Raw genomic sequence first — 12,142 nt, forward strand, 5'->3', positions numbered from 1 at the left:
GCTGGAGCCGGGGTCGTGCGGGCTCAGCCGGCGAGGGCGGCGAGCTTCTCCTTGACCTGGGCCAGGCTCGGGTTGGTCTGGGCGGAGCCGTCGGAGTAGACGAGCGTCGGCACGGTCTGGTTGCCGTTGTTGACCTTCTCGACGAGCTGGGCGGCGTCGGGCTGCTGCTCGATGTCGACCACGTCGTAGGTGATGCCCTCGCGGTCGAGCTGCCCGCGCAGGCGGTGGCAGTAGCCGCACCACGGCGTGCTGTACATCGTGAAGGTCGCGCTCATGAAACTTGCCCCTCGGTCGGTGGTGGATGGTCGTGCAGGCGTCAACAACCGGCGCCACGCCGATCATCCCGCACGGGCCCTGAGGACGCGATCACCGTCCGCCCCCGTCGCGGACGTCATGCGAAGGGGCTGCCCGGCCGACCGGAGCGCATGACGTCCGGCGGGCACCCCGCACACGGCGTACGCCGCGCCGCAGGTCCGGGTGGACCGTCCGGCCGGGGTGCTGAGCAATGGTGCGGCTGAGGCAGGTCCGGGGCAGCGGACGACGCCCCGTCCGCACATTTCCGACCCACGTCGGATCCGGGCGCCGTCCCCCGTCGCGGACGTCATGCGCAGGGGCTGCCCGGGCGACCGGAGCGCATGACGTCCGGCGGGGGAGGCGAGCCGGTGCCCGGCGGAAAACCCGGTGCCCGGCCGGTGACGACGCCCTAGCCTCGCCCGGTGCACTCCGAACCGCCCGATCCCCGCCCCTCGCACCCCCTCGCCGACCTCCTCGACGGCGAGCCCGCCCACGTGCGGGAGACCGTCGCCTTCCTCGGGCGCCTCCTCGGGGAGGCGGAGCACCGGCCCACCCCGCGCTCCTTCGTCGAGCAGCACCTCGGACCCGACCCGGTCGCGGTGACCGTCGACCTCTCCTTCCTCGCCACCCCCTCGGTCGCCGCGGTGCTGGGCACGACCATGGACGCGCACCCCCACGACCTCGGACCCGGCGACGACACGCAGGACCCGGCCTGGCGCCGCCTCCGGCTCGACGGCAGCGAGCTGTCCGTGCCCGACAACGTGGGCGTCCACTTCCGGGCGGGCACGCTCGTCGACGTACCGGTCGTGGTGCGGCTCTTCGAGGGGGAGCTGTACGGCGGGTACCGGCGCCAGCTGACCGTCCACGCCCCGGCGGGTGGGCGCGAGGCCGCTGCCCGGGTGGTCGACGACCTGCGGACGCGGGCGGACGGCGAGGAGTCGGTGTTCCGCGGCCGGCTGCTGCGACCGGTGGTGACGACGGAGGGCCTGACCTTCGAGGTGCTGCCGCTGCCCGCCTCCTCGCGCGAGGACCTCGTGCTCGACGACGCGGTCTGGCGCGAGGTGGACCTCAACATCGCCGCCGTCACGACGCGGCGCGCCACGATGCGCGCCCTCGGTCTCGCCTCCCGGCGCGGCATCCTGCTGGCCGGCCCGCCCGGCACCGGCAAGAGCGCGCTCACCCGCCAGGTGGCCCACGAGCTGACGGGGGCGTTCACCACCGTCGTCGTCGACGCGCGGAGCGCCGACGACGCGCTCGAGGAGGTCTACGCGGAGTCGCGCCGCCTCGGCCCGCTGCTCGTGGTCCTCGAGGACCTGGACCTCTACGCCGGTCACCGGGGCTCGAGCCGGAACCCCGGCACCCTGGCGGACCTGCTCTCCGTCCTCGACGGCACGCTGCAGCTGGACGACGTCCTGACGGTCGCCACCACCAACGACCCCCGCTCCCTCGACGTCGCGGCCATCCGGTCGGCCCGCTTCGACGCGCTCGTCGAGATCGGCTACCCCGACCGCGCCGCGGCCACGCAGATCCTCCGCCGGTACGTCGCGAAGGTGCCCGGCGCGGAGCGCATCGACGCCGCGGCGGTCGTCGATGCGCTGCCCGCCGACGTGTCCGGGGCCGACCTGCGGGAGGTCGTGCGGCGCGCCGCCCTGCGCGACGGGGAGCAGCTGACGACGGCGAGCCTGCTCACCGCGGTGCGGGAGGGACGCTGGCGGGTGGCCGTCCCGGTCGGCGACTACCTCTGAGCAGGAGGAGCGGGCACCGCGCACGCAGGACTGTCGGCGTCGGCGTCTAAGGTCGGCGACGCCCCGATCCCGTCACCTCCGGAGGACCACCCCGCATGCCTGCCACGCCGTCGCCCGACGCGCTGCTCGCCGCGCTCGACCCGGAGCAGCGGGCGGTCGCCGAGGCGTTGCGCGGGCCCGTGCGGGTGCTGGCCGGCGCGGGCACGGGCAAGACCCGCGCGATCACCCACCGGATCGCGTACGGCGTGGCGACGGGGGTCTACGCGCCGACCGAGGTGCTCGCCGTGACCTTCACGACGCGCGCGGCGGGGGAGATGCGCACGCGGCTGCGCGACCTCGGCGCCCCGGGCGTGCAGGCGCGCACGTTCCACTCGGCGGCGCTGCGGCAGCTGCGGTACTTCTGGCCCCGCGTCCACGGCACCGAGCTGCCGGAGCTGGTGCAGTCGAAGCTCGGCATCATCGGGCCGGCCGCGCGGCGGCTGCGGATCGGCACCGACGCGGCCCTGCTCCGCGACCTCGCCGGCGAGGTGGAGTGGGCCAAGGTCAGCAACGTCTCGCCGGAGACCTACGAGCGCATCGCCCCGGCGCGCGGCCGGTCGGTCAACGGGCTCGACGCCGCGTCGGTCGCCCGGCTGCTGGAGTCCTACGAGGAGACCAAGCGCGCCCAGGGCCGCATGGACATGGAGGACGTGCTGCTCTGGACGGCCGGGCTGCTGGCGGAGGACGAGCGGGTCGCGGCGCAGGTGCGCCGGCAGTACCGGTGGTTCGTCGTCGACGAGTTCCAGGACGTCTCGCCGCTGCAGCACGCGCTGCTCGAGCTGTGGCTCGGGGGCCGCGACGAGGTGTGCGTGGTCGGCGACCCCGCGCAGACGATCTACAGCTTCGCGGGCGCCGACGCGTCCTACCTGCGCGACTTCCACCGCACTCGCAAGGACGTGACGTCCGTCGAGCTGGTGCGCAACTACCGCTCGACGCCCCAGATCGTGGGCGCGGCCAACAGCCTGCTGTCGGGCACGTCGAGCGCCGGGGTGCGGCTGCGCGCGCAGCGGGAGGCCGGGCCCGAGATCAGCACGCGTCTCCTCCCCGACGAGGTCGCGGAGGCGGAGGCCGCCGCAGCCGAGGTGGTGCGCCTGCGCGACGCGGGCACCCCGCTGGGGGAGATCGCGATCCTCTTCCGCATCAACGCCCAGTCGGAGGTCTTCGAGGAGGCCCTCGCGGCCCGCCAGGTGCCCTACGTCATCCGCGGCGCCGCGCGCTTCTTCGACCGTCCCGAGGTCCGCCAGGCGGTCACCCTCCTGCGCGGCACCGCGCGCTCGGGCGCGGAGGACGGCCTCGTCGAGGGCGTCCGTGGCGCCCTCGCCAGCATGGGGTGGGCGCCGACGCCGCCGGAGGCCCGCGGCCAGACCCGCGACCGCTGGGAGTCGCTCCAGGCCCTCGTCGACCTCGCGGAGTCGGTCCGGGCCGCCGACGCGTCCACCACGCTCGCCGCGTTCGTCGAGGACCTCGAGCGCCGCGCCGCGGAGCAGCACGCGCCCGTGGCCGACGGGGTCACGCTGGCGACCCTCCACGCGGCGAAGGGTCTCGAGTGGGACGTCGTGCTCCTCTGCGGCATCCACGACGGCGCGCTCCCGATCACGTACGCCGAGGGTCCGGCCGCCATCGAGGAGGAGCGCCGCCTGCTCTACGTGGGCATCACGCGCGCCCGCCGCGAGCTGCTGATCTCCTGGGCGAGCGCCCGACAGCCGGGCGGGCGTGGGTCCCGCAAGCCGTCGCGGTTCCTCCGCCCCATCGCCCCGAGCGCGTTCGACGAGCAGGCTGGTCCCGCCGGCGGGGCGCGGAGCAAGAAGGCGTCCCGCAAGGCGGTCCACTGCCGCGAGTGCGGCAAGCCGCTCGACACCGCCGCCGAGAAGAAGATCGGGCGGTGCAGCGACTGCCCGTCGTCCTACGACGAGGAGATCTTCGAGCGGCTGCGCGACTGGCGCCGGCAGCGCGCTGCGGCGGAGAGCGTGCCGGCCTACGTGCTGTTCACCGACGCGTCCCTGCAGCTCGTGGCGGAATACCTGCCGCGCACCCCCGAGGCGCTCCTCAAGGTCAACGGGGTGGGGCGTTCCAAGCTCGAGAAGTACGGCGAGGACGTCCTCGCCGTGGTCGCGGGGGAGACCCCTCCCGGGCTGGTGGACGAATGATCGTGAAATGAGTCAGAAAATGAATTGCCCATGACAGAAGCGGCGGGGTAACGTCGCCCGCAGTCCTGATCGCACCGCGCATCCCGGCCCTGGCACGGCCCGCGCACGAGACGCAACCCGAGGAGGTGGCACCCATGGAGATCTACACCAGCACCACGTGGCAGCAGTCGAACGACGTTGCGCGCGTCCTCGGAGGCCACCGCGCCCCGGGTTCCCTCGGCGCCGTCGTCGCGTCCGCGGGTGACGTGCGTCTGCGTGCGGGCGACCGCGGCATCGCGACGATCGCGGCTGCGGCGAAGCCGATGGGCGCGGAGGCCCGTGCCTTCGGCGCGCCCGAGGCGTTCGACGCGCCCGCGGCGTTCGAGGCGTTCGACGCCCGCGCCACGCGGACCCACGCCTGGAGACCACCGGTCTGAGACATCTCAGTCGGCGCCTCCAGGCCACGGTCCCCCACAGGGAACCGTGGCCTTTCTGTTTCCCGCCCACCCACGAAGGTCGACGAAGGAGGTGACGACATGACCGTCCACGAGCTGATGCCGCACCCGGACGTGGCGCTGACCGCGCTCCACGACGCGGCGGACCAGGTGGACCCGCGCTTGCTGCCGTGCCGCAACGGCGACGCCGAGCTCTGGTTCGCCGAGTCCCCGACCGACGTCGAGGCTGCCAAGACGCTGTGCCAGGACTGCCCGGTGCGCGCGCTCTGCCTCGACGGCGCCCTCGAGCGCCGCGAGCCGTGGGGCGTCTGGGGAGGAGAGCTCTTCGCCCAGGGGGTGGTGATCCCCCGCAAGAGGCCCCGAGGACGGCCCCGGAAGAACCCGGTGGCCGCGTGAGCCCGCCAGCACGACCCGTCCAGCAGCACCCCGCACCACCGACCGCACGACACGACCCGATGTCCCAGGAGGACCCGATGGAGCTCATCCGACCGCTGATCGATCGGCCCCGCGCCGTGGCCACCGCCTTCGGAGCAGTGACCGCGTGACCACCCCGACCCCCACTTCCGTCACCACCAGCCAGAACAGGAACGCCGAGATGCAACTTCTCAACGAAGAATTGGCCCGCGCACAGTCAGCCGAGCTGCTCCGCGAGGCGGAGCAGCGCCACCAGGTGCAGCGCCTGCTCGCCGCGCGCCGTCTCAGCCGTCGGGCCGAGGCCGCCGCGCAGCAGGTGCGCCTGAAGCTCGCGCGCTCGCTCTGACGCGTCGGCCCCGGACCGAGGGGGCCGCGCGCCGGAGCTCGAATCCCACGACGGACCCGTCGGGCATCAGCCCGGCGGGCCCGTCCCGTCCTGCCAGGAGCAGCCGCACCACGGGTGCCGCGGCCACGCCCGCACCGCGTCGGCGTCGCCGGGGAACACCTCGACCGTGGTGGACCAGGTGAGCGGGACACCGCCGTCGACGTACCGCACGACGTCCCGGGCCGCGACCGCCGCCCCGAGCGCGAGGCCGACCGGGTCCACCGGCGGCGGCAGCACGCCCGGCGGCGACCCCGTCGACTGGGCGAGCACCACGGGGTGCTGGGGGTCCTCCTCCCGGTGCGCCGCGTCGAGGCAGCGGAGGCAGGCGGTCGCGCCCACCGCCACGAACGGCCCGACCCGCACCCGGTCGGGCAGGACGGCGAGCCAGAGGTGGTCGCGCCCCTCCCGCACGAGCGTGTCGGACGCGGCGCGGTCGGGCTCGCCGACCGTGGCCACCACGGTCGGGATGCCGTCCGCCGTCGCGACCGCGTCCGCCTCCTCCGTCGTGCACGTCAGCATCGCCCGCCGCAGGAGGTCGACGAGCGGACCTGCGTGCGCCGCTCCACGCACCGCGACACCGTGCCCGCGCCGTGCCGCGGCGCGGGCCGCGCCCCCGCCCGGATCGGTCGCGAGGAGGGCAGCCACACCGGCGGCCCCGTCGGCGACGACGCGGTCGGCCGCCCGGGCGGCCGCCAGCGCGCTGGTCGCGTCGACCACGAGGTCCCGCCGTCGCAGCCGCTCGTCGGCCAGCCGGACCCGTGACGACCAGGACGCCACCGGCCCGAGCACCTCCTCCGGGTCGGTCCCGCTGCGCCGGGCGGTGAGCAGGCGCCGTACGTCGTCCGCGTCCGGCACCGTCGTCGCGGACGCGCCGGGGAACCCCACGTGCAGGTGCCCGTCGGTGCGGCGCGCGACGTGCGCGCCGGGCCGCAGCAGCATCGGTCGCGAGGGGTCCATGCGCGGCACCCTGGCACGATCCGGGGGCCCGCGTCGGCGCTCGTCCACAGGTCCGGGCCCGCCGGTGTGGCGTGAGCCGGGGTCGTCGGTGGCCGTCGCTAGCCTGCGTCCATGACGAACCTCGCCACCGAACGGCTGCCCCACCTCCGCATCGAGCGTCACGACGACGGGGTGGTCGAGCTGGTCCTCGACAACCCCGAGCAGCGCAACGCGATGTCGGGCGAGATGACGGCCTCGTGGGGCACGGCGGTCGACTCGCTGGTGGGGGACCGGTCCGTCCGGGTCGTCGTGGTCCGCGGTGAGGGGTCCGCGTTCTGCTCGGGCGGCGACCTGTCCTGGCTGGCCTCCGAGCCCGACGCGACGGTCGACCGGCTGCGGGCGCGGATGCTGCCGTTCTACCGCACGTGGCTCTCCGTGCGCCGGCTCGAGGTGCCGACCATCGCGGCGCTGAACGGCCCCGCGATCGGCGCCGGACTGGCCGTCGCGCTGGCCTGCGACATCCGGTACGCCGCGCGCGGCGCCCGGCTGGGCGTGCCGTTCGTCGGCCTCGGGATGCATCCGGGCATGGCGACGACCTACCTGCTGCCCGACGTCGTCGGTCCGGCCCACGCGCGCGACCTGGTGCTGACGGGTCGCCTCGTGCGCGACGAGGAGGCGGTCGCGCTCGGGCTGGCGTCCCGGGTGGTCGAGCCGGAGGTGTTCCTCGACGAGGTGCGCGCGGCGGCCCACGGCATCGCGGCCACGGCGCCGCAGCCGAGCCGGCTCGCGACGCTGGCGCTGCGGGCCGGTCACCGCGACATCGAGGCGGCCCTGCAGTGGGAGGCGCTGGCGCAGCCGGTCACGCTCGCGACGGAGGACCTGCAGGAAGGTCTCTCCGCAGCGCGCGAGCGGCGGGCGCCGGTGTTCCGGGACCGGTGACGTCCCGGGACGAGCGAGACCCCCGGTGCCCGCGCCACCGGCCTTCCCCTTGCCTGTGGCACGAGCGCCCGGGGGCCTCGTCGACCGCAACGCTAGGGGGTGCGGGGGCCCGGGTCAACGTCGCGTCCACGGGAGAGCCCACGGTCTTCTCCACCGCTGTGGATGAACCTGTGGACGACGTGTGGAACGGTGTGTGGAGATCCGTCAGGATCGGTGGACGAGCTGGGGAGGGACGAGCATGACGGAGGCGTACGACGCCGGTCCGGTCGCTGCGCTGCGCCGCATCGCCTTCCTCCTGGAGCGGGCCCGGGAGGACACCTACAAGGTGAAGGCCTACCGCGCTGCCGCGGCCGCCGTGCTCCAGCTGGGCGACGACGAGCTCGACCGTCGGGTGGCCGACGGCACCCTCACGGAGCTCCCGGGGATCGGGGCCAGCACCGCGACCGTGGTCACGGAGGCAGCCCACGGGCAGGTCCCGCGGCGCCTCGGCGACCTGGAGCGCCGTCTGGGCGGCCCGCAGACGTCGGGCGGGCACGCCCTGCGCGCGGCGCTGCGGGGGGACCTGCACTCCCACTCCGACTGGTCGGACGGCGGGTCGCCGATCGAGGAGATGGCGATGACCGCGATGGAGCTGGGCCACGACTACCTGGTGCTCACCGACCACTCGCCGCGCCTCAAGGTGGCCCGGGGGCTCAGCGCGTCCCGCCTCGCCCGGCAGCTCGAGGTCGTCGATGCCGTCAACGACCACCTCGGCGGGGCCACGTCGGAGTCCCCCGACGGGTTCCGCCTGCTCAAGGGGATCGAGGTCGACATCCTCGACGACGGCGGGCTCGACCAGAGCGACGAGCTGCTCGAGCAGCTCGACCTGCGGGTGGCGAGCGTGCACTCGAAGCTGCGGATGGACAGCCGGCCGATGACGCGCCGCATGGTCGCCGCGGTGCGCAACCCCTTCGTGAACGTGCTCGGCCACTGCACCGGGCGGCTCGTCAGCGGAGGGCGGGGCACGCGGCCCCCGTCGACCTTCGACGCCGAGGAGGTCTTCGCGGCCTGCGCCGAGAACGACGTGGCGGTCGAGATCAACGCCCGTCCCGAGCGGCGCGACCCCCCGACGGCGCTGCTCGAGCTCGCGCGCGACCTCGGCTGCCTGTTCTCGATCGACTCCGACGCGCACGCCCCCGGACAGCTCGACCTGCAGGTCCACGGGTGCGAGCGGGCCGAGGCCGCGGGGATCGAGCCCGACCGCATCGTCAACACGTGGTCGCGCGATCGGCTGATCTCCTGGGCGCGGCCCCGCTGAGGCGCTAGCGTCGGCCCATGGAGCGCGGGGCGCGGGACGGCGGGGCCGAGGAGACGGCTGCCGCGAAGGGTCCTGCCCCGGAGGTGGAGGTACGGCGCTCGCGCCGCCGCCGGCGCACCGTCTCGGCCTACCGGCAGGACGGCCGCGTCATCGTGCTCGTCCCCGCGTCGCTCTCGGCCCGCGAGGTCGACCGCTGGGTCGTGGAGATGGTCGGGCGGCTCGACCGGGCCGACGAGCGTCGACGCCCCACGGAGGACGCCCTCATGGCGCGGGCCATGCGGCTGAGCGACCGCTACCTGGGGGGTCTCGCCCGGCCCACCTCGGTGCGGTGGGTCGACAACCAGAACTCGCGCTGGGGCTCCTGCACGCCCGGCGACGGCACCATCCGGCTCTCCACGCGCCTGCGGGGCATGCCTGCGTGGGTGGTCGACTACGTGCTGGTGCACGAGCTCGCCCACCTGCTCGTGCCCGGGCACGACGCCGACTTCTGGGCCTGGGTGGCCCACTACCCGCAGTCCGAGCGGGCGCGGGGCTACCTGCTCGGCTGGTCGGCGGCGAACAACGTGGAGCCGCCGGAGGAGCCGGACGACCCCGACGACGACCCCGACGACGACCCCGACGACGATCCCGACGGGTCCGCGTCGGCCGTCGACTGAGCCGGGCGGGCCCGCAGGCGGGCCCGGGCCAGCGCGACGGCCTCGACCAGCGCGGGCTCGGGCTCGGGCAGCGCGTCGACCGGCCACCAGCGCACGTCGAGGGACTCCTCGCTGACCGCGGGATCGACCCGTGCGTCGGCCACGACGAGGTAGCGCACGTCGAGGTGGTGCACGACCTCGTCCTCGCCGAGGCCGGCGGGCCGGCAGAACGGCACCGGGTGGGGCGACAGCTGCACGGGCGACACATCGATGCGGAGGCGGCCGGCGGCGATGCCGGACTCCTCCACCGCCTCGCGGTACGCCGCGCCGGCGAGCGTCGCGTCGGTCTCCTCGCAGTGTCCGCCCAGCTGGAACCACAGGCCGGCCTTGGCGTGCAGCGTCAGCAGCACGTGCTCACCCGCGGCGTCCAGCACCACGGCGCTCGCCGTGAGGTGGTCGGGCACGCTGCGCCGCAGCACCCCCTCGGCGTGGGCGTCGAGGTGCGCGACGTACCGGCGGCGCAGCCGCTCCTGCTCCGCGTCGGGCGCGTGCCAGCCCGCGAGAGCGGCGCGCGCGTCGGCGTGGAGGCTCACGCCTCGTCGTCGGGGGAGTCGGGGGCGCCGTCGCCCTTCGTGCCGCCGTCGAGCAGGTCGCGGAGTGCGGCGTCGAAGTCCTCGTCGTTGCTCGTGCCGAGCTCGTCGGTGGTGAGCGCGTCCTCGCGGAAGCCCAGCGGGTCGTCGAGGTCGGCGGCGGTGGGGAGCAGGTGCGGGTGCATCCAGACGCCGTCGCGCCCCTCGGCACCCTGGCGCTGCCGGAGCGAGCCCCAGAGGGTGGAGGCGTCCCGGAGGCGACGCGGGCGCAGCTCGAGGCCGACGAGGGTCGCGAAGGTCTGCTCCGCCGGGCCGCCGCTGGCACGGCGGCGGCGGACGGCCTCGGCGAGCTTCGTCGCCGACGGCATGCGATCGGTGGTCGCCTGGCCGACGACCTCGTCGACCCAGCCCTCGACGAGGGCGAGGGTCACCTCGAGCCGCTCGAGCGCCGCCTTCTGCGCGGGCGAGGCCTCGATCTCGAACAACCCGCCCTCCATGGCCTGCTGGAGGTCGGCCAGGTTGGAGGGGTCGATGTTGCCGAGCTGGCCCTGCAGGCGCTCCTGGATGGCACCCATGTCGATGTCGATGCCCCGCGCGTAGTCGGCCACCGCGCCGACCAGGTGGTCGCGCAGCCACGGCACGTGGGCGAAGAGCCGCTGGTGGGCGGCCTCGCGCAGCGCGAGGTAGAGAAGCACGTCGCCGGCGGGCACGTCGAGGCCCTCGGCGAACGCGGCGATGTTGGCCGGCACGAGGGCGGCCTTGCCCGTCGGGCCGAGGGGGAGGCCGATGTCGGAGGCGCTCAGCACCTCGCCGGCCAGGGCGCCGATGCCCTGTCCGATCTGCGACGCCAGCATCGCGCCGGTCGCACGCCCCATCATCTCGATGAGAGGACCGCCCATGGCCTTGGCCTGCTCGGGGAGCGCGTCGCCGATGGAGCCGACGGCCTGTGCCGCCATCGGCTCGACCAGCACCTTCCAGACGTCGGTCGTGCCGACGACCCACTCGGCGCGGCTCCACGCGGCGGTCGAGGTGACCCCGCTGGAGAAGTCGGTGGTGGCGTCGAGCCACAGGTCGGCGAGGCGGACGGCGTCGTCGACGGCGGCCTGCTGGGCCGTGGTCGTCGACGGGTCCGGCGACGCGGCCACCTGCTTGCGGGCGATGTCGGTGGCGAGGTTCCAGTTCAGCGGCCCGTCGTGCGGCTGCATGAAGGCCTGCATCTGCTGCATGATCGCCGACAGGTCGGGGATGCCGCCGGCACCGCCCGCGCCGCCGAGGAGCCCGCCCAGCCCGCCGGCGGAGAAGATCTGCTCGAACGGGGTGCCGCGGAAGGGGTTCTGGTCGTCGCCGGGCTGGTCGCCGTGAGGGTTTCCGGGCTTGTCGTTCATGGGTCCCACGGTACTCGTCGCCGCACAGCCGATCCCCGCTCCGGCCCGGATCGCTAGCATCGGGTCGGTGACCACTCCTGCCGCGACCAACGCGTCCCCGGGCGACCCCGGCGAGCCGGGCGAGCCGGGCGGCCCAGGCGACCCCGGCGACCCCGGCGACGTCGTCCGCCTCGTCGCCGTGCGGGACGCGGCGTTGTCGGTCGACGAGGTGCTCGCCGCCCTCGACCACCCCGCCGCCGGTGGGGTCGACCTCTTCATCGGCCGCGTGCGCGACCACGACGGTGGCCAGGAGGTCGGCGCGCTGGACTACACGGCGCACCCCGGGGCTCTCGCGGCCCTCCACGAGGTGTGCGCCGAGGTCGCCGCCGAGTTCGACGTGAAGGCGCTCGCCGTGGTCCACCGCACAGGTGCGCTGGCGGTCGGGGACCTCGCCGTCGTGCTCGGCACCGCGGCGGCGCACCGGGGGACCGCGTTCGACGCCACCCGCGCGCTCATCGACCGCCTCAAGGCGCGGGTGCCGATCTGGAAGCACCAGAAGTACGCCGACGGCTCGGACTCCTGGGTGGGCACGCCCTGACGGTCGGGCCGACCCTCCCGGCGGCACGGCGCGGATCCCCGGACGGGGCCGCGCCGCGGCGTACGCTCCCGGCGTGGAGATCCTGCTCTGGCTCGTGCCCCCGGCGGTGGTGACCGTCGTCGCCATGGTGTGGGTCTCGTGGCTGGGGCGGGAGCGCACGGCTCCCGACCGCCTCGAGCAGGTACGCCGCATCGGGAGCGCCCTCGAGCAGCCGCCCCGCGCGGGCTACGCCGTGCCGCCGTCGCGCCGCGACCGCAGCACCGGGGTCGCCGTCCGCCGTCCGGGTGCGGACTGATCGGACCGGCCGTCCGCACCTTGCGGCCAT

The 12,142-nt window shown here is 75.2% G+C and carries 13 protein-coding genes and 1 pseudogene; 10 read left to right on the plus strand and 4 right to left on the minus strand.

The window, feature by feature from the left end; all coding sequences use genetic code 11:
- Window positions 1-23: 23 nt before the first annotated feature.
- Entirely contained in the window at window positions 24-275 is a 252-nt protein-coding gene (locus tag QE405_RS02630) for a mycoredoxin (RefSeq protein WP_307198668.1), read from the minus strand.
- A gap of 441 nt (window positions 276-716) precedes the next feature.
- Here QE405_RS02630 and QE405_RS02635 point away from each other — a divergent pair, with 441 nt between their 5' ends.
- From QE405_RS02635 to QE405_RS02655, 5 genes are all read left to right on the plus strand, one after another.
- Window positions 717-2,039 carry an AAA family ATPase gene (locus tag QE405_RS02635; protein WP_307198669.1) on the plus strand — a complete coding sequence of 441 codons (1,323 nt, stop codon included), beginning with the start codon at window positions 717-719 and terminating at the stop codon, window positions 2,037-2,039.
- 95 nt (window positions 2,040-2,134) lie between these two features.
- The gene (locus QE405_RS02640; RefSeq protein ID WP_307198670.1) at window positions 2,135-4,225 is read left to right on the plus strand and encodes an ATP-dependent DNA helicase UvrD2; all 2,091 of its coding nucleotides are present in this window, start codon (window positions 2,135-2,137) and stop codon (window positions 4,223-4,225) included.
- Window positions 4,226-4,359: 134 nt separating this feature from the next.
- Window positions 4,360-4,641, plus strand: coding sequence for a hypothetical protein (locus QE405_RS02645; protein ID WP_307198671.1), 282 nt, complete (start codon window positions 4,360-4,362; stop codon window positions 4,639-4,641).
- 99 nt (window positions 4,642-4,740) lie between these two features.
- Window positions 4,741-5,055 (plus strand): WhiB family transcriptional regulator, encoded by a 315-nt coding sequence (locus QE405_RS02650; RefSeq protein WP_307198672.1) that lies wholly within the window; start codon window positions 4,741-4,743, stop codon window positions 5,053-5,055.
- Window positions 5,056-5,200: 145 nt separating this feature from the next.
- Window positions 5,201-5,419: a hypothetical protein gene (locus QE405_RS02655; protein ID WP_307198673.1), complete on the plus strand. Its 219-nt coding sequence runs from the start codon at window positions 5,201-5,203 to the stop codon at window positions 5,417-5,419.
- 66 nt (window positions 5,420-5,485) lie between these two features.
- On the opposite strand, the gene QE405_RS02660 is transcribed toward QE405_RS02655, so the two are convergent.
- A complete protein-coding gene (locus QE405_RS02660) occupies window positions 5,486-6,415 on the minus strand; it encodes a hypothetical protein (protein ID WP_307198674.1) in 930 nt (309 codons plus the stop codon).
- 111 nt (window positions 6,416-6,526) lie between these two features.
- Between QE405_RS02660 and QE405_RS02665 the strand changes: the two genes are divergently transcribed.
- From QE405_RS02665 to QE405_RS02675, 3 genes are all read left to right on the plus strand, one after another.
- Window positions 6,527-7,333, plus strand: coding sequence for an enoyl-CoA hydratase/isomerase family protein (locus QE405_RS02665; RefSeq protein WP_307198675.1), 807 nt, complete (start codon window positions 6,527-6,529; stop codon window positions 7,331-7,333).
- 238 nt (window positions 7,334-7,571) lie between these two features.
- Window positions 7,572-8,630: a PHP domain-containing protein gene (locus QE405_RS02670; protein ID WP_307198676.1), complete on the plus strand. Its 1,059-nt coding sequence runs from the start codon at window positions 7,572-7,574 to the stop codon at window positions 8,628-8,630.
- A gap of 17 nt (window positions 8,631-8,647) precedes the next feature.
- On the plus strand, window positions 8,648-9,286 hold the full coding sequence (locus QE405_RS02675; protein WP_307198677.1) for a M48 metallopeptidase family protein: 639 nt from the start codon (window positions 8,648-8,650) through the stop codon (window positions 9,284-9,286).
- A 71-nt stretch (window positions 9,287-9,357) separates the two neighbouring features.
- Here the strand turns inward: QE405_RS02675 and QE405_RS02680 are convergent.
- Both QE405_RS02680 and QE405_RS02685 read right to left on the minus strand, forming a co-directional pair.
- Window positions 9,358-9,858: pseudogene (locus tag QE405_RS02680) on the minus strand (NUDIX hydrolase); the annotation flags it as partial.
- Entirely contained in the window at window positions 9,855-11,240 is a 1,386-nt protein-coding gene (locus QE405_RS02685) for a zinc-dependent metalloprotease (RefSeq protein ID WP_307198678.1), read from the minus strand. The pseudogene QE405_RS02680 and the gene QE405_RS02685, both read right to left, overlap by 4 nt.
- Before the next feature lie 67 nt (window positions 11,241-11,307).
- On the opposite strand from QE405_RS02685, the gene QE405_RS02690 reads away from it, so the two are divergent.
- On the plus strand, window positions 11,308-11,817 hold the full coding sequence (locus QE405_RS02690) for a molybdenum cofactor biosynthesis protein MoaE (protein ID WP_307198679.1): 510 nt from the start codon (window positions 11,308-11,310) through the stop codon (window positions 11,815-11,817).
- Between the two features lie 73 nt (window positions 11,818-11,890).
- A complete protein-coding gene (locus QE405_RS02695) occupies window positions 11,891-12,112 on the plus strand; it encodes a hypothetical protein (RefSeq protein WP_307198680.1) in 222 nt (73 codons plus the stop codon).
- The last annotated feature ends 30 nt before the right edge of the window (window positions 12,113-12,142 follow it).

Origin of the sequence: Nocardioides zeae, from assembly GCF_030818655.1 — a bacterium.
Lineage (GTDB): Bacteria > Actinomycetota > Actinomycetes > Propionibacteriales > Nocardioidaceae > Nocardioides > Nocardioides zeae_A.